Annotated in this window: 22 protein-coding genes; 12 read left to right on the plus strand and 10 right to left on the minus strand. The window is 54.6% G+C overall.

Translation table 11 applies throughout. The features are described 5' to 3' along the window. Positions 1–141: 141 nt before the first annotated feature. The 4 genes from LA5095_RS21525 to LA5095_RS21540 all read right to left on the minus strand — a co-directional run bounded on the left by LA5095_RS21525 (position 142) and on the right by LA5095_RS21540 (position 2996). Positions 142–720, minus strand: a complete 579-nt coding sequence (locus tag LA5095_RS21525; RefSeq protein ID WP_055118635.1) for an NnrU family protein — start codon at positions 718–720, stop codon at positions 142–144. 181 nt (positions 721–901) lie between these two features. Further along, positions 902–1309 (minus strand): Fur family transcriptional regulator, encoded by a 408-nt coding sequence (locus tag LA5095_RS21530; protein ID WP_055119041.1) that lies wholly within the window; start codon positions 1307–1309, stop codon positions 902–904. A 39-nt stretch (positions 1310–1348) separates the two neighbouring features. Further along, positions 1349–2167 (minus strand): metal ABC transporter permease, encoded by an 819-nt coding sequence (locus LA5095_RS21535; RefSeq protein WP_029066466.1) that lies wholly within the window; start codon positions 2165–2167, stop codon positions 1349–1351. Continuing rightward, entirely contained in the window at positions 2160–2996 is an 837-nt protein-coding gene (locus LA5095_RS21540; RefSeq protein ID WP_055118637.1) for an ATP-binding cassette domain-containing protein, read from the minus strand. The genes LA5095_RS21535 and LA5095_RS21540 overlap by 8 nt, the downstream gene beginning before the upstream one ends. Positions 2997–3175: 179 nt before the next feature. On the opposite strand from LA5095_RS21540, the gene LA5095_RS21545 reads away from it, so the two are divergent. Further along, complete coding sequence (locus tag LA5095_RS21545) at positions 3176–4570, plus strand: mannose-1-phosphate guanylyltransferase/mannose-6-phosphate isomerase (RefSeq protein ID WP_055118639.1); 1395 nt, start codon at positions 3176–3178, stop codon at positions 4568–4570. Positions 4571–4670: 100 nt separating this feature from the next. Next, positions 4671–5876, plus strand: coding sequence for a 3-oxoadipyl-CoA thiolase (pcaF, locus tag LA5095_RS21550; protein ID WP_055118642.1), 1206 nt, complete (start codon positions 4671–4673; stop codon positions 5874–5876). On the opposite strand, the gene LA5095_RS21555 is transcribed toward pcaF, so the two are convergent. Both LA5095_RS21555 and LA5095_RS21560 read right to left on the minus strand, forming a co-directional pair. Beyond that, positions 5843–6184, minus strand: coding sequence for a hypothetical protein (locus LA5095_RS21555; RefSeq protein WP_144436146.1), 342 nt, complete (start codon positions 6182–6184; stop codon positions 5843–5845). The two genes, pcaF and LA5095_RS21555, sit on opposite strands and share 34 nt — an antisense overlap. 246 nt (positions 6185–6430) lie before the next feature. After that, positions 6431–6814 (minus strand): winged helix-turn-helix domain-containing protein, encoded by a 384-nt coding sequence (locus LA5095_RS21560; RefSeq protein WP_055118646.1) that lies wholly within the window; start codon positions 6812–6814, stop codon positions 6431–6433. Positions 6815–7830: 1016 nt separating this feature from the next. Between LA5095_RS21560 and LA5095_RS21565 the strand changes: the two genes are divergently transcribed. Continuing rightward, entirely contained in the window at positions 7831–8562 is a 732-nt protein-coding gene (locus LA5095_RS21565) for a VPLPA-CTERM sorting domain-containing protein (protein WP_055118648.1), read from the plus strand. Between the two features lie 497 nt (positions 8563–9059). Here LA5095_RS21565 and puuE read toward each other — a convergent pair whose 3' ends face one another. Then, positions 9060–9980 carry an allantoinase PuuE gene (gene puuE / locus LA5095_RS21575; RefSeq protein WP_055118652.1) on the minus strand — a complete coding sequence of 307 codons (921 nt, stop codon included), beginning with the start codon at positions 9978–9980 and terminating at the stop codon, positions 9060–9062. A 181-nt stretch (positions 9981–10161) separates the two neighbouring features. Between puuE and LA5095_RS32820 the strand changes: the two genes are divergently transcribed. After that, positions 10162–10311: a hypothetical protein gene (locus LA5095_RS32820; RefSeq protein ID WP_158510427.1), complete on the plus strand. Its 150-nt coding sequence runs from the start codon at positions 10162–10164 to the stop codon at positions 10309–10311. A gap of 51 nt (positions 10312–10362) precedes the next feature. Here LA5095_RS32820 and LA5095_RS21580 read toward each other — a convergent pair whose 3' ends face one another. Beyond that, complete coding sequence (locus tag LA5095_RS21580) at positions 10363–10719, minus strand: hypothetical protein (protein ID WP_055119043.1); 357 nt, start codon at positions 10717–10719, stop codon at positions 10363–10365. Positions 10720–11039: 320 nt separating this feature from the next. Here LA5095_RS21580 and LA5095_RS21585 point away from each other — a divergent pair, with 320 nt between their 5' ends. The 8 genes from LA5095_RS21585 to LA5095_RS21615 all read left to right on the plus strand — a co-directional run bounded on the left by LA5095_RS21585 (position 11040) and on the right by LA5095_RS21615 (position 22371). Beyond that, positions 11040–11591 carry a PadR family transcriptional regulator gene (locus LA5095_RS21585; protein WP_055118654.1) on the plus strand — a complete coding sequence of 184 codons (552 nt, stop codon included), beginning with the start codon at positions 11040–11042 and terminating at the stop codon, positions 11589–11591. Positions 11592–11615: 24 nt separating this feature from the next. Next, complete coding sequence (locus LA5095_RS21590) at positions 11616–12719, plus strand: efflux RND transporter periplasmic adaptor subunit (protein ID WP_055118656.1); 1104 nt, start codon at positions 11616–11618, stop codon at positions 12717–12719. Continuing rightward, complete coding sequence (locus tag LA5095_RS21595) at positions 12716–16675, plus strand: efflux RND transporter permease subunit (protein WP_055118658.1); 3960 nt, start codon at positions 12716–12718, stop codon at positions 16673–16675. Before LA5095_RS21590 ends, LA5095_RS21595 begins: the two co-directional genes overlap by 4 nt. 662 nt (positions 16676–17337) lie before the next feature. Beyond that, positions 17338–17484, plus strand: a complete 147-nt coding sequence (locus tag LA5095_RS33300; RefSeq protein WP_199485843.1) for a hypothetical protein — start codon at positions 17338–17340, stop codon at positions 17482–17484. A gap of 12 nt (positions 17485–17496) precedes the next feature. Continuing rightward, positions 17497–18123, plus strand: a complete 627-nt coding sequence (locus tag LA5095_RS33305; RefSeq protein ID WP_199485844.1) for a hypothetical protein — start codon at positions 17497–17499, stop codon at positions 18121–18123. A 638-nt stretch (positions 18124–18761) separates the two neighbouring features. Then, the gene (locus LA5095_RS32470; RefSeq protein WP_144436147.1) at positions 18762–19301 is read left to right on the plus strand and encodes a hypothetical protein; all 540 of its coding nucleotides are present in this window, start codon (positions 18762–18764) and stop codon (positions 19299–19301) included. 1064 nt (positions 19302–20365) lie between these two features. Next, positions 20366–21274, plus strand: a complete 909-nt coding sequence (locus LA5095_RS21610) for a fatty acid desaturase family protein (protein ID WP_055118662.1) — start codon at positions 20366–20368, stop codon at positions 21272–21274. Positions 21275–21420: 146 nt separating this feature from the next. Continuing rightward, entirely contained in the window at positions 21421–22371 is a 951-nt protein-coding gene (locus LA5095_RS21615; protein WP_055118664.1) for a helix-turn-helix domain-containing GNAT family N-acetyltransferase, read from the plus strand. Positions 22372–22505: 134 nt separating this feature from the next. On the opposite strand, the gene LA5095_RS21620 is transcribed toward LA5095_RS21615, so the two are convergent. Both LA5095_RS21620 and LA5095_RS21625 read right to left on the minus strand, forming a co-directional pair. Further along, positions 22506–22880 carry a DUF805 domain-containing protein gene (locus tag LA5095_RS21620; protein ID WP_055118666.1) on the minus strand — a complete coding sequence of 125 codons (375 nt, stop codon included), beginning with the start codon at positions 22878–22880 and terminating at the stop codon, positions 22506–22508. Positions 22881–23087: 207 nt separating this feature from the next. Further along, positions 23088–23837, minus strand: a complete 750-nt coding sequence (locus LA5095_RS21625) for an SDR family oxidoreductase (protein ID WP_055118668.1) — start codon at positions 23835–23837, stop codon at positions 23088–23090. Positions 23838–23889: the final 52 nt, after the last annotated feature.

Genomic DNA, 23889 nt, shown 5'->3' on the forward strand with positions numbered 1-23889 from the left:
CCTTTATGAGTGGCGCACATTATCCATTTGATCCGTCTCGGGCAATTCCCTGAACGGGCTTTAAGCTTCCCTTCGTGGCGCAAGTGGGGCAATCGCCGTCGAATTGACAAAAACACTTATGTTTTTCCCACGCTTCGTGCCTTACCCGACCGGGACACCAATGAGAAGTACGTGCAGTTTCCAGACAAACAGACCGTAAAGCGCCAGACCAATGAGAATCACCCAAACATCGGAATACCTGCCAGCGCTTCGCGCGGCTGCGATCTGGCCAACTCCCGGGCCACGCCTTTTTATCGAAATGCGATCAGCGACTGCCCAGAGGAAAAATCCGCCAAACAAAAGAACCGAGGCCAGATCGCCATTCGCAAGAAGGTGTGACAGCGCCCACAGTTTGATCGCGACCAGCATCGGATGCTTCAGCGCCCTGGAAATCTTGCAGGGAATGTATGCGGCTGCCAGAAAAATGAAGACTGGCACCATCAGCAGCATCGTGACATGACGCAGCCAGATTGGCGGATCGTAGATGAGTGGCGAGCCTTCAAATCGCGCCACTCCATAGCCGTATATCGTCAGCCCCAGGCCAATAACCGATACGAGCGTGAAGAGACCTTTGTAACCGTTTTCGCCAAGTCTGGCGACAAGATTGCTGCGGGTCGCCGGCAACATCGGCAAGATATGAAATCCCAAAAAAAGTACCAATCCGGCAATCAGCAGTGCCATCCCGCTCTCCCTCAATCTGCGCGCGCCCGGACGGATAGTCAGGTCCCCAACCGCAAGCGGACCATAAGAGGCGGGCGGACGGGCCGCAACAGATTGCAGTATTCTGTCCCGCCAAAAGACTCAGCTTCCGGTAAATGGCCTATTCTGCGGCAACCTTCAGGGAAATTTTGACGGAAGACCTTCAGTTTGGCTGGGAAATGCAGTCCCTGCAGGTTCCCCTCAACTCAATCGTCGTGCGCGCAAGCGTAAATCCCTCCGCCTGTGTCCACTCCTTGAGCAGTTTGATCACCTCGTCAGGTGTGAATTCGCTTACATCGCCGCAGTTTTCGCATATCGCGAACGCCGCAGTCCCATGCTCCGCACACCCCTTGTGACTACAGGCTACAAAGGCATTCAGGCTCTCGAGACGGTGAACCATGCCGTATTCGACCAGCTTGTCGAGCGCGCGATAAACCTGGAGTGGTGCCCTGAAGCCGTTCTCTCGCAGAAGATCCAGGATTGCATAAGCCGTCAAAGGTCCACCTGCGTCTGACAGGGACCCGAAAACCAATGCCTGGTTCTTGGTCAGTTCTGGCTGCGCATGAGCGATCACGGATGGTCTCCTGAATTCCTTGCCCCAGGTCAGGTCCTACTCCTGGGAACCTGTCCTCATCCTTGTCACAAGTCGCCCCCAGGGGACAAGACTGATTACGAACAATACCAAAGCAGCCACAACAATCGACGGACCCGACGGGGTGTCGTAGTTCAGGGACGTGTAAAGCCCGCCAACCACCGAGGCTGCGCCTGCAAAGGCAGCAAGGATCGCCATCTGTTCCGGAGATGACGACACTCTGCGCGCGGCGGCGGCAGGAATGATCAAAAGGGCGGTGATCAACAAGGCGCCGACAATCTTGAGAGAAATTGCGATCACGATCGCCGTCAATATCATGAAAACGAGTTCCATTCTTTCCGGCTGCAGCCCCTCGCCGCCAGCCAGATCAGGATTGACCGTTGCCGCGAACAGGCGCCTCCAGATCAGAACAAGGACGGTGAGCACCAATGCGCCACCAGCGTAGATCATCGCAATGTCCAGCCGGGTCACCGCCAGGATGTCTCCAAAGAGCAGACCCAGCAAATCAACACGGACCCAGGTCATGAAGGCCAGGCAGACAAGACCGAGTGCGAGAGCGGAATGGGACAAGAGCCCCAACAGGGCGTCGGATGACAGGGTTTCGCTCCTGCGCAACGACACCAACAGAACTGCAAGGATGATCGACGTGCCACCGACGGCAAGCGTCGTGTTGACGTCAAAGAGCAACGACAGGGCAACTCCCAGCAATGCAGCATGGGAGAGCGTATCGCCAAAATAGGCCATGCGCCGCCAGATCACGAAACAGCCAAGCGGACCGGCCACGATCGCGACACCTATCCCGGCAACAAGTGCTCTTGTAAAAAAATCATCAAGCATTGCCGACCCCGGTGCTTACACCCGGATTGTCATGGTCATGACCCTGGTGTTCTCCCGGACAATCAGTACACAAGCTGCCATCGGCATGCTTCACCGTACCGTCCGGAAGGTGAACATGGTCATGATGATGCTCATAGACCGCAAGGCCCACGCCTGCCCGCGCCCCGAATAGCGCCTGGTAGTTGTCGTCCTTGCTCACATCGGACGGCGTACCACGACAGCAGACGTGTCCGTTCAGACAAATCACCTGATCAGCTGCCGCCATAACCACATGCAGATCGTGCGAAATCATCAAGATACCGCAGCCAAGCGTGTTACGAATCTCGGAAATCAAATTGTAGATCGCAATTTCACCAGCATAGTCAACGCCTTGTACCGGCTCATCCAGCACGAGAAGATCCGGCCTTCTGGCAATCGCCCTCGCCAACATGACACGCTGCAGCTCACCACCGGAAAGTGTTCGCATTTCAAGCCCGATCAGCCTGGATGCACCGGTCTGTTCCAGGGCAATCGAACACTCTTCGTCGGAAAGCGCATTCGTCAGCCGCATGAATCGTCGCACGCTCAGTGGCAGCGTCCAGTCAATTGCGAGTTTCTGAGGGACATAGCCAACACTCAAACCGGTCTTCCGTCTGCTCGATCCTTCCGTTGGCTTCAAGATGCCGAGCGTCATTTTGGCCGTCGTCGATTTGCCGGATCCATTTGGGCCTATCAGTGTCACGATTTCGCCGGGAGAAACCGAAAGATCGACACCTCGCACCAGCCAGCTGGTGCCTCTGCGGACACCTGCCCTGTCGAGCTCAACCAACCGGTTGTTTTCTAGAACCATTTTCAGCAGACCTGTTCCACCATCGATAGGCGCTTCGTTTAGAAGTCGGAAGTGGCGTTATATTATTACATACTTTCCCGTCAAGTCCGAACACGTCCCGAACAAGATCCGTTAATCAATTCAGATGCATTCCGGTATATAAAGCAATCGAGAATTCGTATCTTGTCAGGACTTCGCTCATGATCTTCCCCTGTATCCTGTCCGGTGGCGTCGGTACGCGGCTCTGGCCCCTGTCGCGAAAGGACCGGCCCAAGCAGTTCCTGCCCTTGTTTGACGGGGAAAGTCTGTTTCAAATGACCTGCAAGCGGGTCAACCATACAGGGTTCGCAGCACCGATCGTGATCGGCAGCAACACACACCGTTTTCAGATGGGTGAACAGCTTTCCGATCTGAACATCGAGGCGAACACGATATTGCTGGAACCGGTCGGCAGAAACACGGCGCCTCCAGCTCTCATGGCGGCAATAATCGCGGCTGAAACCGATCCGGAAGCGTTGATACTCCTGCTGCCGTCAGATCATCTGATCCGCAAAGAAGATGTCTTTCTCGAAACGGTGCACGCTGCTGAAGACGCCGCGCGAAACGGCAAGATCGTGACCTTCGGAATTACCCCATCCGAACCCAATACCGGCTACGGATACATCAATGTGGCTTCAGGCGGGGAAGCGGTACGTCCGGTGGAACAGTTTGTCGAAAAACCGGATTATGAGCGGGCCAAGGCCTTCCTGAAGGAAGGAAGCTACGTCTGGAACGCTGGCATTTTTCTTTATTCCGCACGCACCATGATCGACGCCTTCAAGCAATTTCAACCCGAACTCTACCGCGACATCGCTGCTGTCATGGAGACGCGGCACAGCGATCTGGATTTTACCCGGCTTGATCAGGCCAGTTTCGAAAAGCTCGACAACATCTCCATCGACTACGCCATCATGGAGAAATCGGACAATGTGGTTTGCGCCCCCGTTTCGCCGGAATGGGATGACCTCGGGTCCTGGTCGGCGATCTGGTCGGTTCTCGACAAGGACGAGTGCGGAAATACAGGCCTGGGTGACACCCGCTTCCTGCAGAGCAGAAACTGCCTTGCCTATTCCCAGCAAAGTCTCGTTTCCGTTATCGGTCTGAAAGACGTGATGGTCATTGCCACCAGCGACAGCGTTCTGGTTGCTCACAAGGAAAATGCCCAGGACGTCAAGACGGTTGTCGACCAGTTGAAGGCAGAAGGCCGGCACGAAGCCGACCGCCATCCGCGAGCCTACAAACCGTGGGGCTATACCGAACGCATCAACGCCGGTGGCAGGTTTGCGGTTCAATCGATGATGATCAAGCCCGGGAAACGCCTCAGCCTTCAAAGCCACCTGCATCGGACCGAACATTGGATCGTGGTCTCCGGCACGGTCGAGATCACGATTGACGGGCAAACGCGTCTTCTGACTGAAAACCAGTCCGCGTTTGTACCGCTCGGAGCCCGTCATACGCTGCACAATCCAGGCAAGATACCGGTCAGGATGATCGAGGTTCAGTCCGGAACTTATCTTGCAGAAGATGACATCCAGCGGCACACCGGCGACGTATGATCCGGCACTTTCCACGCCGGAGCATGCTTGCATTCCAGGTTGAAACTCTACAAGACTTGCACAGGTTCCAACCTCCTAGCAGGCACCCGGGAAACAACTCATGCACCATGTCTATATCTGCGACTATGTCCGTACGCCGATCGGCAGATATGGGGGAATCCTGTCGTCCGTTCGCACGGATGACCTTGGCGCAATTCCAATCGAAGGCCTGATGGAGCGCAATCAGGATGTGGATTGGGCGGCGCTCGATGACGTCTTCTTCGGATGCGCCAACCAGGCTGGTGAAGACAACCGCAACGTCGCGCGGATGTCCGCACTGCTCGCCGGGCTTCCCGATACGGTTCCCGGTCTCACACTCAATCGGCTTTGCGGTTCGGGCATGGATGCGGTGATGACGGCGGCAAGAGCCATCAAGTCCGGCGAAATGGATCTGGCCATTGCCGGTGGTGTCGAAAGCATGTCACGCGCCCCCATGGTGATGCCCAAGGCGGACACTGCGTTTTCAAGAAAGGCGGAAATTTTCGACACCACGATCGGCTGGCGCTTCGTGAACCCCCTGCTCAAGCGGCAATATGGCATCGATTCAATGCCGGAAACGGCTGAGAATGTCGCGGAAGATTTTTCGATCTCGCGCGCCGATCAGGATGTCTTTGCCTTGAAGAGTCAGCAAAAAGCTGAAGCCGCCAGGAAAAACGGCCGCCTGGCGGAAGAGATCATCCCGGTGATGATCCCGCAGCGCAAGGGCGATCCGATCCTGGCTGACAAGGATGAGCACCCGAGGGCCGGAACAACGCTGGACATGCTGTCCGGCCTGAAGACACCTTTTCGGGAGAACGGGTCCGTGACGGCAGGCAACGCTTCAGGCGTCAATGACGGTGCCGCGGCCCTGTTGATTGCGTCAGAAACAGCGATTGAAAAAAACAATCTCCGTCCGATTGCGCGCATTGTCGGTGGCGCGACAGCCGGCGTACCACCTCGCATCATGGGTATTGGCCCAGCCCCTGCAACGCGCAAACTCTGCGCCAGGTTCGGTGTTTCACCTTCCGATTTCGATGTTGTCGAATTGAATGAAGCTTTCGCCGCTCAGGCTGTCGCCGTGATGCGAGACCTTGGCCTGCCGGAAGACAGCGAGACACTCAATCCCAATGGTGGTGCAATTGCGCTGGGTCACCCTCTCGGCATGTCCGGGGCCCGAATTGTCGGTTCGGCTGCACTGGAACTGAAGAAACGGTCCGGCAAACTTGCCCTAGCAACCATGTGCATCGGCGTCGGTCAGGGCATCGCGCTTGCAATAGCAGCCCCCTGAACTTGTGACGCGTTGATCACGGGTCGGGATCCGGAAGTCGCCGGCGTCGTGTCATCGGCGCGCCTTGACAGGTCCTCATTGAAATTGTCGAGCCGTTCGGCGAGTTTTTCAAAGACCAGCGAAGGCAGACGTATGGTCGTGACAAACAGCGCTTCAAATTCGTCATAAGCCACCTTCCAGTTGAAATCCCGTATCTCCTGGTACGCACCGGTGGCCAGCGTTTTCAGCTCGACGGCATCTTCAACCAAGGGACGAACCAACCGGGTAGCCCGCTCCGGGCCATTTGCAACCCAAACCGCCATTGACATCGAAAGAAATGCAAAAACAAACACATACAAATTTTTAAAAAGGAAACGCATTACAACCCCAGGCATCGATTAAGATTTCATTAACTCACAAGGGTCGTAGAAGATGCGCGTAGGACGCGCAACCTCATTCATTCAGTTTTAAGTTGTATTTTAGAGAGTAAGGTTAACTTCAGCGGCTCTCTGTGCAAAGACGCCGACAGGCAGATGTTGCAAGGCAACACCCGCCTGACTGCGATCACGGCCGCCCTAAGCGGGAAGCAAGGAAGTCGTCCGGAATTTTTCCTTCGTGTCGTCATCGAGCCTGTAGCCCATGCCGACGAGCCAACTGATGTTTACACCGCGCGGTTTGAGCTTTTTCCTGAGCAGGCAGATATGCACACGCACGTTTTCAAGCTCCGGTCCGCCATCTTCCCGGTCCGCATAGAGGAAAGCGTGGATCTGTTCACGATTTGCGAAGGTTCGTTTTAAAAGGAAACGCAGGATGCGTGTCTGAATGCGAGTGAGGTCCCACTCCGGCGGAAAGATCACCTGCTGATCGGCGATCAAACGCTCCAATTCGGCGATGCGGGCCTCTTTTCGCTCCAACTGCTCGCGCAGGTGAACGATCTCATAGTCAAGAGCAAGGCTCATCTCAGAACCTCCCGCAAGTCAGGGCATCGCATATCTTTTTCTGTTTCGCAGCCATTCGCATGTTCAACAGTTCCAGAAACTGTGCCCTGATCCGAATGGTACCCACGATTTAATGTCTGCCGCATGATTGGTTTCATTGAGTTTCGTTCTCTTTTGTCCGTGACAAACGGTAACTCGACACAGGACGATCTACCGGCACAGAGGTCACGGGTTTCAGTGTTGTTTTCTTTGAGAAGCGCTGTTTTTTCCATTCTGGAGAATTGACGAACGCACGTATCCAACAGCGTCGATACGCCCGTGTTACACCGCGCAGCATCAGCTTTGCAGCTGCGCTTTACTGAACAGGTTGACGAGACAGGCAACGATTTGAAAGTCAGGTTATGCGCGTGAACTCTGCGCGCCGGTGTGCTTTCTGCCACCGAACCAGACCCGGGCACCGCAGCTCTGCTCCAATTGCCACGACGCAACTGGAGAGGGTCTTTCCCCCGGCCTCCACCAGGAGGTCTATATGCGTATATGCGGTTCGCCGCATTACGAACAGTTGAGAGGTCCACAGTCTATTTGCCCGACGTCCACCTGGTCCGACATAACCGTTTGAGCGGTCATGTACTGAGTGATCCGGATCAGTCAGAGACCTTTCCGGTGTTACTCCCCCACTGTTTTCAAAACACGTGGATCCGGTCGGCCTTCCCGAAAAAACATCAAAAACCACATAATTTCGGTTCAATTCCGAATTTGAAACCAAGCTGACAATATTTTCATGGTTAAAAATAACATAGCAATTTCAACAAGTCAGGCATCATTCCGCTTGCTACGCCCGGCACTGCGCAACGACAACGTGGCCACCCCCGAGAAGGATAATGGCGAACGACCCCCATTCAAGAAAGATGGCAAGACCGAACAATGCGCATGGCCTCAAACTCATTGTGATCACTAAGGATATTGCCCTGTTACAACCGGTGTGTTAACCATGCGTTGCAATCAAATCCTGATTTCTCACACTGAGGTATTTTACAATGAAGGGCATTCTTATTGGTAGTGCCATACTACTTGCAAGTGTCGGCACCGCCAATGCTGCGCCTGTCGCTTTCGATCTCTCTCTGAGCCCGGGGCAATCGACAAACTACAATGTATTGCCGAATTCGTTTTCACTGACAGTCGATGGCCTCACCGCAACATTCACGGCGGGAGCTTTCACGAACGGTCTTGACAGCAGCGGAGGCAACCGGAACATCTCGAACACATCGGGCGGTTACACGATCGGCGGTCCGAGCAACACCCTTAATCAGGCCAGTGATATCCGGATTGGTCGCTATTATGGTGGCGCAGGCGTTGTAACCCGACCAGGTGAAGAACACTGGGTTGACGGTTCCGGTTGGGATAATTTCGTCACCGCGTCATTCAGCTACATGGGCGAAGCGGTTGATGTGGCCATGACTTCCGTTTCTTTCAGCTTCTTTGGCGGTAACGATGACTTTCGCTGGGGCTACGATCTGAGCGGAGACGGAAGCTACGGAACCGGCGACTTCCTGAGCTACAAAAACGATGCCAACCCGTTTTCCGGTTTCGGCGGTGTTGAAAGCGGCCTGTTCATGATCGGTGCCTTCGACAGCAATGATGAATGGAAGCTGAAATCCATAACGGTGGACTACACGCCGACGACACCTGTTCCCTTGCCTGCTGGTGGATTGCTGCTCATGGGTGGCCTTGGTGCGCTTGCCATTGCACGCAAGTTTCAGAAAGCCTGAGAAACACCAAAAGAATGACATCAGGCAGCCTCCCCGGGGGCTGCCTTTTTTGTGGCTTGCGGCGGTGCTCTGCTCAAACGTCAGTATTGGACTCATCAGTGAATAGCCGGGACTTGGCGCTCGCGTACCGATGGATGGTTGTTCATCGGCCCGCCTGCCCTCGTTTCATATTCCTTGCCGGTTCATGCATCTGTTGGACCCCGGGATTGCTGACAAAAGAACCGGCGAAGGTTCTCCGTCAGAACGATCAATGCTCCGGCGCAGACACGCGCGAATTCGCATCACTCCGGGTTCGAGGCGCCAATGAACACCTGTAGATTTGTACGTGGCGTCAGCCGTTAAGTATACTTGGCAGTTCGGGTGGGAATTCAATCTTAACGTTAAAATTAACGTCTTGTTTACTTATGCGTCCGGATGCTGTTTCTAGAGATTGTTGCAAGTAGATATTTTCAATACCCCGCGAGCTGCCCGGAAAACGGCTCGTGGGGTTATTTATTTCAAGCACTTTCCGACCGGCCATGATGGGCGTGCCAGTGCCAGGCAATGTCGATACGCCTTGTTACCCAGACATCCGCATGGCTGGCAATGTAGTCAAGGAAACTTGCAAGCGCAGCAGCGCGCCCCGGACGACCGGCCAGCCGGCAATGAAGACCGATGTTGAGCATTTTCGGCGATCCGCGGCGGCCCTCGTCGTAAAGCGTGTCGAATGCATCCTTCAGATAAGTGTAAAACTGGTCTCCGGAGTTGAAACCCTGGACAGACGCGAAGCGCATGTCATTTGTATCGAGCGCATAGGGAATGACGAGATGATCGCCATTCGGACCATCGACCCAGTATGGGAGATCGTCCGCATAGCTGTCAGAATCGTAGAGAAACCCACCCTCCTCAAGGACCAGTTTCTGGGTCTGCATCGAACAGCGGCCCGTATACCACCCCATCGGGCGGGCACCGGTGACTTCTTCATGAATGGTGATTGCTTCCCGAATCTGCCGGCGCTCTTCGTCTTCTTCCATGTCCGCGTGCTCGACCCATTTCAGACCGTGTGAGGCGATCTCCCAATCGGCCTCTTTCATAGCCGCAACCGCTTCACGATTGCGCATCAGAGCTGTTGCAACACCAAACACCGTTACCGGAAGTGCACGCTCCGTAAACAAACGCCACAAACGCCAGAACCCTGCCCGTGAGCCATACTCGTAGATCGATTCCATGTTCCAGTGACGTTTTCCGGGCCTGGGCTCGGCGCCGACAATTTCCGAGAGAAACGCTTCGGACGCAGGATCACCATGGAGAATGTTGTTCTCGCCGCCTTCCTCGTAATTGAGAACGAACTGGACCGCCAGTCTGGCACCGGCTGGCCACTCGGGATCCGGCGGTGTGCGGCCGTAACCGATCATGTCGCGCGGATAGGAATCGTTCATGCTGCTCTCCAGAGATTGCCAATCATCGGACAAAAGACCGCAACGCTCCACGCCGCGCAAGCTCCGGCCACTCAAAGCGCGCAGAAAAAACCGATGCCTAAAATTTTAGGTATCGGATTATGCACGTTTTAGAGCCTTCCGGATTATTACTGATCCTGCGGAACATTGCTGGGTGGCGATCATGATCGCTAGGACTGATGAAATGAAGCTTTCGTCCGCCGGTTTGCTGTTGCTTCTTGCCGCCGTCGTCATGACGCTGTTTTCCGATGCGGGATCGAGCACTTCGAACGAAGCCAAAGCCAACGTCATGTATCGGGGTCTGGCCGAGTGAAGCCGATTGTTTCGGCGACACGCGCCCGATCTTCACCACTTGGCGCGGTTGTCATTCTTGCGATCGGGTGGTGACGCGGACCGGCTGAAGCGCGCTCCCCTTGTCAACTTCCGGCAACCTGAATGCAGTTCCGCCACCGCGGTCTTCTTTTCCAAGCAGCATGATCGCTGAGCCGATGACCACCGAACCCAGCGTGATCACCAGCCCGAATGCCAGCATGAGAACGGGAAGTACAGGATCGTCCGCATTCAACACCAGGTTCCTCAGATTGCCGATATTGCTCCAGAAAATGCCGGCAAGAACCAAAATCGCAATGACAATGCCTGCAGCTCCGTTAATGGCAATGAGACGAAACAAGGGCTCATCGAATAGTCTGACCAATCCGAACGACCTGGTTTTGACCGCCATCGAATTTCTCCCGTTCGTTTCCATTTGAACTGTTACCAAAGCTAACGCCCGACAGGAAAACGACAACCTGTCAAATAGGACAGCTCCGACGCGGGTTGAGAACCTCGTTGCCTGACACCAACCAGGTCTGAAATCACTAATCCGGCAAAAAATTGTGCGGCGCACCCTTGATTCATTTCAGCATGATATATATTAGTTCGATATATCGAGCCAACATATACCCCTCGAGTGCGATACAGCCGGAGATATCAACCGGGCCTGGGCGCCGGGTGCGGTAGGGCCGAAAATCCGGAAGGACGCTTCCGGGAACGGAGAGACCCATGAGCGTACGCAGCCTGTGCCTCGCAATCCTTTCATTCGGGGATGCGACCGGATACGAGATCCGCAAAGAATCCACGGACGGCCGTTTCAGCTATTTTGAGGATGCGAGTTTCGGATCAATCTACCCGGCGCTGGCGCGGCTTGAATCGGAAGGTCTTGTAACCGTGCGGGAAGAACCGCAAGCCGGAAAACCTGCCCGCAAGGTCTATTCGATCACCGAAGTCGGCCGGGCGGAACTTATCGATTACCTGTGCGAGCCACAGGCACGTGACACATTCAAATCCCCCTTTCTTCTGATCGCCCTGAATGCGGCTCAGCTTCCGCCGGATGTCATCCGACGCGCTCTTGAGCGCCGCAAGGCCCAGGTTCGGGAGGAACTGCAATTGCTGACAGATACGGACAAGGAATGCGGCCATCCTGGATCCAACTGGACCAGGAGCTACGGCATCGCCTGCATGAATTGCACACTCGACTATCTGGAAGAACACGGCGAAGCACTTGTCAAGATCGCTGAAGACGCGGCAAAGCCGGTTTCGGACGCCGCCGAGTAGGCCTGAGTTTCGGAGTATTGACCAATGAAAGTAAAGTTTTCCTATGTTCTGGCAGCATGTCTTGCTGCGGGTATCGGCGTCTGGATGTCGAGTGGAACAGTCGTCGTCGGAGGTGTCGGTGACGGAGAAAACGCTGTGCCACCGCCGGCAGAACGGGTGGCGGAGGGCGCTGACGCCACGTTCCGGGTGCAGGTGCTGAAACTCACGGCGCAGGAACGTCAGGCTGTCCTTGAGGTCAGGGGACGCACCGAAGCGGAAGCCAAGGTTGCCGTCAGATCCGAGACGACCGACGATGTGGTTCGCCGACCTGCCCGTGAAGGCGCGCGCGTGTCTGCCGGGGACATCTTGTGCGAACTGGATCGGGGTACCCGCGAAGCCAGGATACTGGAAGCCAAGGCGCTCATTTCACAGGCTGAACTCGATCACGCCGCTGCAACACAGCTTGCGGACAAAGGGTTCACGTCACAGACCCGTGCTGCGGCAACGCAGGCCGGTCTCGATGCTGCGAAGGCACGCGTAAAGGAAGCGGAACTCGAACTGGAACGCACGATCATCCGCTCACCGATCGACGGGGTGATCGAAAGCCCGATGGCCGAAGTCGGAGCGCAGCTTGAAAGTGGCAGCATCTGCGCAACGGTCGTAAATTCCGATCCGATGATCGCCATAGGACAGGTTTCAGAACTCAATGTCGGACAGATTTCGATCGACATGCCAGCTGAAGTCGCACTTGTAACCGGTCAGACGATGGCGGGAAAGGTTCGCTATATTTCCCCGTCTGCGGACCCGGACACACGCACATTCCGCGTCGAAGTCGAGTTGCCGAATGCCGATGGCGCAGCACGTGACGGCGTCACCGCCGTGACCCGCCTGTCTCTTCCGCTCGAAAAGGCGCACAAGATTTCGCCCGCCATCCTGACGCTCAATGATGAAGGCGTTGTCGGAGTGCGTGCGATCGATGATGACAACAAGACCGCATTTTTCCCCGTCAGGGTCCTTGGCGGTGAACAGGACGGACTGTGGGTCGGCGGATTGCCGGAAGATGTCACTGTAATTGTTGTTGGTCAGGAATATGTCGGAGACGGCGAAACCGTTCAGCCAGTCTTTGAAACCGCGGAGCTCGGTAAATGATAAACATGCTTGAAGGCGTCCTGCGGCGTCCCAAGACAGTCTTCGTGTTGATGATAGCGCTCCTGGTTGCCGGGGTCTTCAGCTATATCAACATTCCGAAGGAAGACAGTCCGGACATCGATGTCCCTGTCTTTTATGTCTCCGTCGTCCAGCAAGGGATTTCACCGGAAGATGCCGAACGGCTTCTGGTCCGTCCGATGGAAACGGAATTGCGTGGCCTGGATGGTCTGAAGGAGATCACGGCCGTCGCATCGGAAGGTCATGCCGGTATCGTTCTGGAATTCGACATTTCCTTCGACAAGGACGAGGCTCTTGCCGATGTTCGGGACAAGGTCGACGCAGCAAAGGGCGAACTGCCTGCGGATGCCGAAGAACCGACGATTTCCGAAACCAACTTTGCTCTGGTTCCCACGATCACCATCGCCCTGTCAGGCAATGTGCCTGAACGCACGCTCTACCAGCATGCAAGGCGCCTGAAGGATCTGGTCGAGGCGATTGATACCGTTCGTTCCGCCGATCTCAAGGGTCACCGGGAAGAGCAGCTCGAAGTCCTGATCGATTCACAAAAGCTGGAATCCTACGCGATCACCCAGCAGGAACTCCTGACCTCTCTGTCGAACAACAACCAGCTTGTCCCCGCGGGCTATATCGATGGCGGTCAGGGCCGCTTCAACGTCAAGGTTCCGGGCCTTATCGAGACGGCTCTTGATGTCTATTCGCTGCCGATCAAGCAGGCCGGTGAAGGCGTCGTGACCCTGAGCGATGTGGCCGAAGTCCGCCGCACGTTCAAGGATGCCGATTCCTATACCCGGGTAAACGGCAGCCCTGCCATTGCGCTGGACGTGACCAAGCGTATCGGCACCAACATCATCGAAAACAACCTTGCCATCCGCGCGGTCGTCGATGAAGCGACCAAGGACTGGCCGGAGACGATCCAGGTCGATTACATGATCGACATGTCGTCGAACATTTTTGAGGTGCTGGGGTCCCTGCAATCCTCGATCCTGACGGCGATCTTCCTTGTCATGATCCTGGTTCTGGCCGCGCTCGGAATGCGCTCGGCGCTGCTTGTCGGTCTCGCGATCCCGACCTCGTTCATGGTCGGCTTCCTGATCCTGTCGGGGCTTGGATACACCGTGAACATCATGGTGATGTTTGGCCTCGTGCTGACCGTCGGTATGCTCGTCGACGGCGCAATCGTCATGGTCGAATATGCTGACCGCAAGGTGCATGAAGGCATGGAGGACCGCGAAGCCTATATCCGGGCCGCACGTCTCATGTTCTGGCCGATCGTGTCGTCCACGGCAACAACGCTTGTCGCGTTCCTGCCCATGCTGCTGTGGCCAGGTGTTGCCGGCGAGTTCATGAGCTACCTGCCGATCATGGTCATCATCGTCCTGACAGCGGCGCTGCTGACAGCCATGGTGTTCCTGCCCGTTACCGGTGGCATCTTCGCCATGGTCACGCATTTCATCGAACGGAATGCTGCCGGCGTTCTGGCGTTGGTTTTTGCCGCTCTGGCAATCCTTGCGACCTTGGCGGCTTTCGGCGCCAATCCGGGGGCACCTGGATTTGCAGAGGCGCTAGGTGCTTCACCACTCGCAATACCAACAGCAGCGCTTGCATTTGTTCTAGTTGGTGTCAGCTCGTTCCTTATCCTGCGCCCCTTCGTGCGTTGGAGGCGTGAGCGTGCTGCAAAACAGGGGCAAGTCGAAAACCAGAAACCGGTCAAACAATACCGGTCCGTGACGTTTGTCTCGCTCGCTTTCGAGATGGTTGCCGTCGGGTTTGCGGCCTACTTCGCCTATTTCCTCGCGACCAGCAAACCCGCGATCATCACGGATACGATCGGTTCCGTGTTCGGATATCTCTCCGGACTGGCTCAACCGCTCGCCACCCTTTCGCATCCCATAGCACTTGATACAGGGTTCTATCTTGTGGTTTTCGGATTTGCGATCGTGGCGGTATGGGCGGCTTACAAGACGATATCGCCACTCGTGCATTTGCTTGAATGGGGTTTTGACGAAATCCGCAAGACACTTGGTTTCGGCACGCGGAATGGCGGGTCGGAAAATGACAAGCCTGAGGAACTCCGCTTCGATGCGAGCACCGTCAAAGGTCTGACAGGTCTATACGTCCGTCACCTGAAGCTGCTGGCCGGCAATCCGATCGGCAACGTCCTGACGCTCGTCGCTGTTCTCGGCACCTGTGCGTTGATCTTCATGTCATTTTCCTCCAATCCGACCGGTGTCGAGTTCTTCGTGGACGAGGAACCCGATCAGGCCGTGGTCATGGTGTCTGCAAGGGGCAACATGTCCGCAATGGAATCTCTGGAGATCGTCAAGCAGGTCGAGGCTGAAGTGCTTCAGACAGCCGGTATCCAGAACGTCATCACGTCTGCGTTCCCACCAGGCGGTGGCAGCGGTCCCCAGTTCATTGGCGGGGTCCAGGACAAGCCGGCTGACGTCATCGGTGAAATGTCGCTTGAGCTGGCAAAATACTGTTGCCGCCGAAATGCCTCGGAGATCTTTGCTGAAATCCGCGACCGGACCGCCTCCATTCCCGGCATCAGGGTCGAGACCCGCAAGATCGAGGGCGGCCCTCCAACCGGCAAGGACCTCCAGCTGGAAGTCAAGTCCACCGACTATGACACGATGGTGGAGCAGGTAGCCCGCATCCGCACCAAACTCGACGAGATGAAGCATCTTCTCGATCAGGAAGACGGTCGGCCCCTGCCCGGCATCGAGTGGCAGATCGAAATCGACCGCGAACAGGCGGGCCGTTATCAGGCCGGGATCGGTTCCGTCGGCAACATGGTTCAGCTCGTCACCAATGGTGTTCTGATCGGAAACTACCGTCCGACAGACTCCGAGGACGAAGTTGATATCCGCGTTCGGCTTCCCGCCGACGAGCGGACGCTCGACCGCTTTGACCAGTTGCGCCTTCAAACACCCCTTGGCCTTGTGCCGATCGCAAACTTCATCGACCGCTCACCTGAGCAGAAAGTCTCGTCGATTACCCGGCGCGACGGTCTTTATTCGATGATGCTGAAGGCGACCGTCGACAAGACCGCGGTGGACGAAGACGGCAAACCTGTCACGGTGGACGCCAAGGTGCAGGAGCTGAACGAATGGCTGGATGCCCAGACCTTCCCGGACAATATCTACCTGCAGTTCCGCGGCGCTGATGAAGATCAGAAGGAGTCGGGTGAATTCCTGATGAAGGCGATGGTGGCATCGCTGTTCCTGATGTTCCTCATCCTGCTCACCCAGTTCAACTCGTTCTACCAGACGTTCCTGACCCTTTCGACTGTCGTCATGTCGGTCATGGGCGTGTTGCTCGGCATGATGCTGACTGGCCAGAAGTTCTCGATCATCATGACCGGGACCGGGGTGGTGGCGCTTGCCGGGATCGTGGTCAACAACGCGATCGTCCTGATCGACACCTATAACCGCTTCCGGCATGATGGTTTCGATCCGCTCGACGCGATCCTGAAGACATCGGGTCAGCGTATCCGTCCGATCCTGCTGACCACGGTCACGACAATTGTCGGTCTGGTGCCGATGGCAACTGCCGTCAACCTGGACTTCTTCACCCAGACCGTCGCGGTTGGCGGTATCACGGCGATCTGGTGGATCCAGCTGTCGACCGCGGTGATTTCCGGCCTCGCCTTCTCCACGATCCTGACACTGGTCATGATCCCGGTGATGATCGCGGTGCCAAGCACCTGGGCCAATAGCGGCCGGGCTATCTGGGCCATGGTGTCCAGCAGGCCTGCCGAACAGGTCGCAGAGCAGCCGGAACAGGGTGAAATCGATACCGACCTTGAACAGGATGGCGAGTGGACCGATCCGGACCTCGAAAAGGAACGTCCCGCCGCAAAGGTGGTGTCGATGCCCAAGCCGGCGCCTCCCAAGGTCCCGCTGCAGGAAGAACCGCCGCTTGCCGCGGAGTAGAATTCCGGCAGACCCAAATGAAAACAAAAAAGGGCCGTGCATCGCACGGCCCCTAACTTAAATGTGGGCGCATAGTAAAAAGTTAACCCGCCCCCCCCTTAGTCCCACGGGACTTTCGGGGTTCGGACATGCTTCAAAAATCTGAAACAAGTAAAAAACTGCGACTTCCCCCGCCCTACGGCGGTGTAAACGTCAATTTCTGCAAAAATCCGTTATGCGTGAATTTCGGCCACCCTGCCGAGATTGAAGATCGACGGGGGAAGCGGCGGGATAATAAAGCTACGGCTTACAGGGTTTCAGGAAGCGACGGCGGGGCATCGCTATTCTGAGATGCCTGCGGTGTCAGTTCCAAGGTCAAAAGCAATCTCGCTTGCTGGGAGGAATTCGAACGGTCTCTCGATTATTTGGCGACACCATCGGGCCACCATTGCCAGAACCACTCTTGCGAAAACTTCTTCGGGCAATTGGATACCCATCCTGACGAATGTTCCCGCCATGGCATGACCTTAAAAGGCGAGCAGCGCCTGAAATGCAAGAGATGCACAAAAACCTTCTCCGTTGGCCGTCCGCACAGACGACAACAGACCTCTCACGAAAACAAAACTGTGTTCCAGATGCTTGTCGGCAAGGTTTGTCTGTCCAAGATCTCGGAGATTACTGGGTTGGCCCCGAAGACGGTCTACGACAAGGTAGACTTCCTCTATGAGCAATGCCGAAAGTTCCTCGCGTCGCGCGAGGGTCGCTTGCCGGAGATGGAGTTCAGAAAACTCCGGATCGCAACGGACATGCAGGACTACATGGTCAATTGACCGAACAAGGCCATGCGAAAGACGATTCAGTTCCGCGCCATTGCCTCTAGCTGCCTGAACAGCGGATATGTTCTCGCTTGCCACCCTCAGATCGACCCGCGTTTCGATACGAATGAAATTCAGGAAGCCATTGTTGAATGTGGAGACCTGGAGCTACGCCCGGCCTTTCGGCGTTATGCGAGGCTTTGGAGCTATGAGGATAATGCCACTTGCCTCCGTCTCGATACGGGCACTTTCCATCCGGTGCGGATTGATCAAGATGGCCCGGAACATATGACGCCCGACCGCCAGCTACCGCGTCAAAGCGCAATGGTGCACATCGACTACCTGATGTTCGGTCATTTCATGTATCTGGAATATCTGGTCGGCCGCGGCTCGAAGCACACGCTGTTTTCCCTCGACGGGGATCCCGGCCTCTCCAACGCCTGTCTGGCCTCTTGGAAGGAGCGGTTCCTTGGTGGAAGGCTGGATGTTGCTGTTCTGACCTGCAACAAGTCTGCGACGATTGACGAGAAAACGCTGCTGTGGCCGAAGCCGCAAAGCTCAAACGGGAGGCTGATTCAGCGTATCCCGATCTGCATCCAGTCGATGCCTGGAAGACGTGGTTTGCTGCCAACAGCGTTTTGTCCGCGAGAATAGGACTGGACCGAGGCGAGTATCTTAGAACGCATGATGTTCCTTACCCCTTCATCAAGAAATCGGAGCCCGGAAAACGGGTCCGGCTACTTACCCATGACGGTACGCGTTCCGCTTTGAAAATCGCCAAAGGGAAAGACGGGATGACACCCGCGGTCAGGATCGGACTGGCAAAGGGACCTGTTCGTTTCGAAGATGTGATTTATTTCGAATGATCAGGTTCAGGCTGGCGACGTTTCGGACTCGATGGGCCGATCGTCGGTTAGTTTGACGAAGCCGTTTCTGTTTTTTGAGCACGTGGTGCTCCACCCTTGCCGACATTCCAACCGCTGTTCGTCGAAGCGTTTACAGGTATTGCAATCAAGGCGCCGAGTTGCGCAACACCGGACCTATTCTGGAGGACTTAAAGAGGCTTGTCTTCGGAAGAAGCTTCCTCCTGTTATACGCGTTAATCTCACTACGCGTGAAGCGTCGACGGGTAGAAAGCGTCAGGAATCGTGACGAACGCGCCGCCATTAACCCGAAACACTGCGATCATGTTCTCGTAGTAGCTGCTCAAACGGATAACATTGGTGACATTGCCAGTGTAAGTTGCTAATACCCATGAAGCGTCAAAACGTAAGTAAGTCGCGTTGGGAGATATGCCTAGCAACACAGTTCTAGTTGTTATTGCCATCGTGATCGGCAGTTTGTTCACGAGCACTGCAAGTTCTTCAGAGCGGGTGGCTCCGCATGACGAAATCCAAGAGTCCATTGTGCATCTGAGACGTGGAGATTGTCCTGCGGCTTGGAAATTACTTTGGCCACTAGCCAAAGCTCAAAATAGGCGAGCTTTCACATTGTTGGCAGAGAGCCTCGTGACATCTGGTATGAACCCACCCGGGTTACCGAAAGATGATCTTGGTTGGAAGCGAACCTATCTGATTTTAGCTCTATACGGATATGATAGAGAAAGCGGTTTGGCGGGTGAAGAACTAATCAACCTGTTGAGATCTTATGTTATTCAGCAACCTGATGGTTCAGAAGTTGCACAATGTCTTGAGAGAAATACTGATCACTCAACCTGTGTAAAATTAGCAGTAACTAGCAAAATTGTTCCAAGCCTATCCGATTTTATTCGAGAAGTAGATCAGGAAAGTGTTCGACCTGATCAGCCGAAATGTCGACCAACAAGATTTTAATGTTCTCAAAAAATGACGCGTAGAAAACTCACTCCTGGCGAAATTCATCTTTCGAGTTCCGTTTATGGATACACGATCAATTACGAAAAAGTCGATATCCATAATCATAGGTATGTAATTAGACAGCCAGCGAGCACTACTTTCGCGCCAAATACGTCAGTTGCACATGAGCAAGGCAGCGATGTGGAAAAAGCGAAGAGAGCGATCAATAACAGTATTAATCAGATATTTTGGTTGATCAAATGAGGTTAAAAATGCAATTTTAGACTGAATATATCGAAGGTTGTAGGCTGGAAATAACTCTTGGATTTTTACCTGATGTTATCTTAAAGTCTATTAAAAATTCACTATCGTTATAAGTACTATTCTTTATTTTTATTTTCATAGTTTTGTTCGTATTTGTTATCAATAGGATTTGATTCAATGGCTGATCTTTTTCGCGGATCGTCTGGTCAAAAGATAGAAACGCCAGATTGAGTGAAGTATCGACAGAATAGCCGGAGTCTACTATGTCGTTAATATTTGAGATCTATCTATCGTTGTTTAGCTTTGATTGTGATCTAGCAGACTGGCGCTTGACATTTTCTGACCTTACACAGAATTCGAACCCAGCGGTAGAAAGAATAGTAAACATTGTTGAAAAAAATCAGAGATTAATGGTGTTGCAAGAATAAGTACATGTGCTTCGCCCGCTGAAAATAGTTTGGGGCCTGCATATATTTATTTGTTGGAAAATGCTGGATCTGAAAAGAAAATAATCTTGGTCCAAAACTCAAATGAGCATGAATTTCGAGTCGATGTTGGAAGTGAATATGGTGAAGATTTTTTTCTATATGCTGCGGACAGCTTCAATTGCGAAGAAAGTGAGTGCATCGTTGCACTTGTTCAAGGCCTGCACGTAGAGTGCATTGTTAACAACTTTGGTCGTTTTGAGTAAGGAGCATGCAAGTGGAAGCTTTTTTCAATTTTCTTGGTATCAGTACATCGGAAAAGTTGCCAGATGCACCGGCCCTAGTCGCAGGAGAAGGTCACCGCACGGTGAAGATGACCGACCAGGGGACCCAATGGATCATCGTGCTTTCATCGCCGGACTGACCGCGTCCCAACGCGCCGGATTGACTGAAAAATCGAATGCAAAAGGGCTGACCGGCCTCGCCCTTCATTTCGGCTTGATTGTCCTGGTTGGCGGTTTGATCGCGGTCGGCGTTCCCGGCTGGCAATTTCTCATGATGGTCCAGGGCATCCTGATCATTTTCCTGTTCACGTTGCTCCATGAAACCATCCACCGGACGGCGTTTCACTCGCCCCTGCTCAACGACCGGGTTGCGAGGCTCTGCGGTTTTTTGATCGTCGTGCCGTCGGACTGGTTCCGTTACTTTCATTTCGCGCACCACCGCCACACACAGGACCCGGATAACGATCCCGAGCTAGCTGGTGGAAAGCCGGATACCGTTTGGGAATACCTTGTTCATGTCAGCGGGTTGCCAACCTGGTGGAGCGCGTGGAAAACCCTTTTTGAGAATGCTTCCGGGCGCTGTGAAACTTCTTTCGTCCCGGTCAACGGCCGGGACAAGGTCTGGCGTGAAGCGGTTGTCTCGCTCCTGCTTTACGGGTTTCTGGCTCTGGTCTCGATCGTAAGCGGGTTGCACCTGCTGCTTTATGTCTGGGTAATACCCTGTCTTCTCGGCCAACCATTCCTGCGACTTTACCTGCTGGCCGAACATGGACGTTGTCCTTTTGTCGCCAACATGTTGGAAAACAGCCGGACGACCTACACGAACGCGCTTGTGCGAAAACTCGCCTGGAACATGCCCTACCATGCCGAGCATCACAGTTATCCAACCGTACCGTTCCACAAGCTGCCTGTTCTTCACAGCCTGATCAAAGAGCATCTTAACTCGACGTCTGACGGATACACCGCGTTTCATGCAGACTACCTGACGAACCTGAGGGATGTTTCGAGCAAGTCGTAGCTCATGTCACGCAGGTTCGCTGGTTGCGGGGTGCCGTCATTGCCCGGTCAAAATCTGTCCCGCCCATTTTTTGAGAACCAGGGCTCTTGCCAGAAATTGATGCCGGCAATATAGTTGTATGATACAACTTTTATCCTAGGTGATCCATGACAGACGCGTCCCCTTCCCTCGTACAGGACATTCGTGCAGCCTCGCGGCAGCTTGTCAGGGAGTTCGGTTTTCTTGACCGAACAATCGCCGGAACAGATCTTTCGGGCTCCGGCGTCCATGCAATTCTGGAAATCGGGCACCATCCAGGCATCACCGCAAAAGATCTCGCGACCAGGCTAAAGCTCGAGAAATCGACAATCAGCCGCTTGCTCAAGTCGCTGGACCTGCGCGGGGAAATCATCCAGACCCGATCGGAAAAGGATGGCCGGGTTTTTGGTCTGAGCCTGACAAACACCGGTTGGGAGACATTTTCCAGGATCGACAGGTTCGGCAACGATCAGGCCGTCGGCGCACTTGGCCGGATCAGAAACGGCTCGGCCCGCTCGATCGCCGATGCCTTGTCATCCTATGCGGACGCGCTGGCCGGATCGGATGCAATTGACGCATCTCAGACACCTGGACACGACATCGTCGAAGGCTACCAGACCGGCATGATCGGTGACATCGCGGCACTGCATGCGCGCACCCACGGCGTCTTCATCGGCATGGGACCAACCTTTGAAAGTGTCGTCTCCCAGGCCATGGCCGAATTCATGCCCCGCATCGAGAACCCGGTGAACAACAGCTGGAGTATCGTTGAGAACGGCGAGATCATCGGGTCGATCAGCATCGATGGCGAGGACCTTGCAGGCAACATTGCGCACCTGCGCTGGTTCATCCTGTCGGAAAAGCTTCGTGGCCTCGGGTTCGGAAAAAAGCTGCTGCTGAAGGCTATTGACCATTGTGATGCTCATGGATTTGAGGAAATCCATCTCTGGACCCTCAAGGGCCTTGATGCTGCAAGAAATCTCTATGAGCGGAACGGGTTTTTTCTTGCCGATGAATATGTCGGCGACCAATGGGGCAAGTCGGTTACAGAGCAAATGTTCATTCGCAAAAGGCGCTGAAAGGTTTGCGGAAAAAATTTGCTTCCACCGGGGCAGTGCTATCGTTTTCTCATTGATAGCGCCGGCATTTCGGACCGCAGTGCCTCGCGTGAAGCCTCAAAGCGGCCGTTCGCCCGAATATTCATGTCTGGAACCTATGAGAATATTTCCGAGTTTACTTTTGGTTTGCCTGGAACGAACAAAAGGACAAAAACAAAAACGAAATTCACGAAAGGCACAAGGCCCACGAGTGCCAAGAATGGTGACCAGCGCAAATCCTGTAGCCGCATGATATGAAAACGCTGGCTGAAATACCCGACCAAGAGACCGCAAATCAAAACTACAAGCGCGCCCAGATCGCTGTTACCTGCCTGACTTGAGGCCAAAAAACTGATGCCGATGCCGAAGACCAGCAAGATCAGCAAGCGAACAAAAAATTCCATCCTGGTCAGGTAGCGGTCGCGTGCTGTCGTGAAATACGCAACAACGAAGAGAATGAGTGCGACGGCGATAAACAGGATCTGCAACATGGATTAATTGTCCTTTCCTCGTCTCAAACAAACAATCGATCACAATGTTGAATTGTCATCACTCTGACGGCAGTCAGAAGCAGCCGAATGGTAGTAACCAAATAGATCTGAAGGGTTGGCTTCCACCGATCGGCTGCACCTGGAGCACAAAGGAGTCGCAGTTTACGGGCAAAGAGTATGCCCCGCAAACGACACACCGGCTCGCCGTTATGCCTTTGTGATTGAATTCCCACCATCGCACAACATTGCAGAACCCGTTACGAACGAACCAGCGTCGGACAGGAGAAACAGGGCTGCCCTTGCAATTTCGTCCGGCTCCGCCATTCGCTTCAAGGCATGCAGTCCTGCGATGTATTCATGAAAGGCCGGATCATCGCCGGCCATCTCGGTTTTGGTTCCGCCGGGCAGCAACGCATTCACCCGAATTTTTTGCGGACCGCACTCCACTGCCAAAACCTGCATCAGACCAATCAATCCGGCCTTCGAAGCAGCATAGGCAGACATGCCCGGAAAGCCGATCGTGTGACCGACAAATGTCGAGGTGAAGACAATCGATCCACCTCCGGTCGTCTTCATGGCCGGGATCTGATGCCTTGCAGCAAGAAAGGCGCTGGTCAGATTGGTTGCAATGACCTGATTCCAGTTTTCAAGGCTCAACTCCGGAAGCGGCCCCATCTCACCCATCATCCCGGCATTGTTGAAGGCCCCGTCGAGCCTGCCGAAGGTCTCAAGCGTTGCATTTACGGAGGCTTCGGCGAAGTCGGGATCGCAAACGTCTCCGGCAAATATGGCGACACGCCCGGACGCGTCAGGCAACGACGCCCTTACCTCCTCCAGACGTTCCCTGCGCCGTGCAGCAAGGACAAGATTGGCACCTTCCTCTGCAAAAATCTTAGCTGCAGCCGCACCGATCCCGCTGCTCGCGCCCGTAATCAAAATGGTTTTTCCGTGTAACATCTCTGCTTCCTCATGATTGTGAGGCCGCCTAAATGAACCAGAAAACTTCTTC

Origin of the sequence: Roseibium album (assembly GCF_001404515.1) — a bacterium.
Lineage (GTDB): Bacteria > Pseudomonadota > Alphaproteobacteria > Rhizobiales > Stappiaceae > Roseibium > Roseibium album.

Bases quoted from the DNA above. Each gene is read 5' to 3' on its own strand.
- LA5095_RS21525 (WP_055118635.1), bottom strand. From the start codon at position 720: ATGGCACTGCTGATTGCCGGATTGGTACTTTTTTTGGGATTTCATATC.
- LA5095_RS21535 (WP_029066466.1), bottom strand. From the start codon at position 2,167: ATGCTTGATGATTTTTTTACAAGAGCACTTGTTGCCGGGATAGGTGTC.
- LA5095_RS21540 (WP_055118637.1), bottom strand. From the start codon at position 2,996: ATGGTTCTAGAAAACAACCGGTTGGTTGAGCTCGACAGGGCAGGTGTC.
- LA5095_RS21545 (WP_055118639.1), top strand. From the start codon at position 3,176: ATGATCTTCCCCTGTATCCTGTCCGGTGGCGTCGGTACGCGGCTCTGG.
- pcaF (WP_055118642.1), top strand. From the start codon at position 4,671: ATGCACCATGTCTATATCTGCGACTATGTCCGTACGCCGATCGGCAGA.
- LA5095_RS21555 (WP_144436146.1), bottom strand. From the start codon at position 6,184: ATGTCAATGGCGGTTTGGGTTGCAAATGGCCCGGAGCGGGCTACCCGG.
- LA5095_RS21560 (WP_055118646.1), bottom strand. From the start codon at position 6,814: ATGAGCCTTGCTCTTGACTATGAGATCGTTCACCTGCGCGAGCAGTTG.
- LA5095_RS21565 (WP_055118648.1), top strand. From the start codon at position 7,831: ATGAAGGGCATTCTTATTGGTAGTGCCATACTACTTGCAAGTGTCGGC.
- puuE (WP_055118652.1), bottom strand. From the start codon at position 9,980: ATGAACGATTCCTATCCGCGCGACATGATCGGTTACGGCCGCACACCG.
- LA5095_RS32820 (WP_158510427.1), top strand. From the start codon at position 10,162: ATGATCGCTAGGACTGATGAAATGAAGCTTTCGTCCGCCGGTTTGCTG.
- LA5095_RS21580 (WP_055119043.1), bottom strand. From the start codon at position 10,719: ATGGCGGTCAAAACCAGGTCGTTCGGATTGGTCAGACTATTCGATGAG.
- LA5095_RS21585 (WP_055118654.1), top strand. From the start codon at position 11,040: ATGAGCGTACGCAGCCTGTGCCTCGCAATCCTTTCATTCGGGGATGCG.
- LA5095_RS21590 (WP_055118656.1), top strand. From the start codon at position 11,616: ATGAAAGTAAAGTTTTCCTATGTTCTGGCAGCATGTCTTGCTGCGGGT.
- LA5095_RS21595 (WP_055118658.1), top strand. From the start codon at position 12,716: ATGATAAACATGCTTGAAGGCGTCCTGCGGCGTCCCAAGACAGTCTTC.
- LA5095_RS33305 (WP_199485844.1), top strand. From the start codon at position 17,497: ATGCGAAAGACGATTCAGTTCCGCGCCATTGCCTCTAGCTGCCTGAAC.
- LA5095_RS32470 (WP_144436147.1), top strand. From the start codon at position 18,762: ATGCCTAGCAACACAGTTCTAGTTGTTATTGCCATCGTGATCGGCAGT.
- LA5095_RS21610 (WP_055118662.1), top strand. From the start codon at position 20,366: ATGGATCATCGTGCTTTCATCGCCGGACTGACCGCGTCCCAACGCGCC.
- LA5095_RS21615 (WP_055118664.1), top strand. From the start codon at position 21,421: ATGACAGACGCGTCCCCTTCCCTCGTACAGGACATTCGTGCAGCCTCG.
- LA5095_RS21620 (WP_055118666.1), bottom strand. From the start codon at position 22,880: ATGTTGCAGATCCTGTTTATCGCCGTCGCACTCATTCTCTTCGTTGTT.
- LA5095_RS21625 (WP_055118668.1), bottom strand. From the start codon at position 23,837: ATGTTACACGGAAAAACCATTTTGATTACGGGCGCGAGCAGCGGGATC.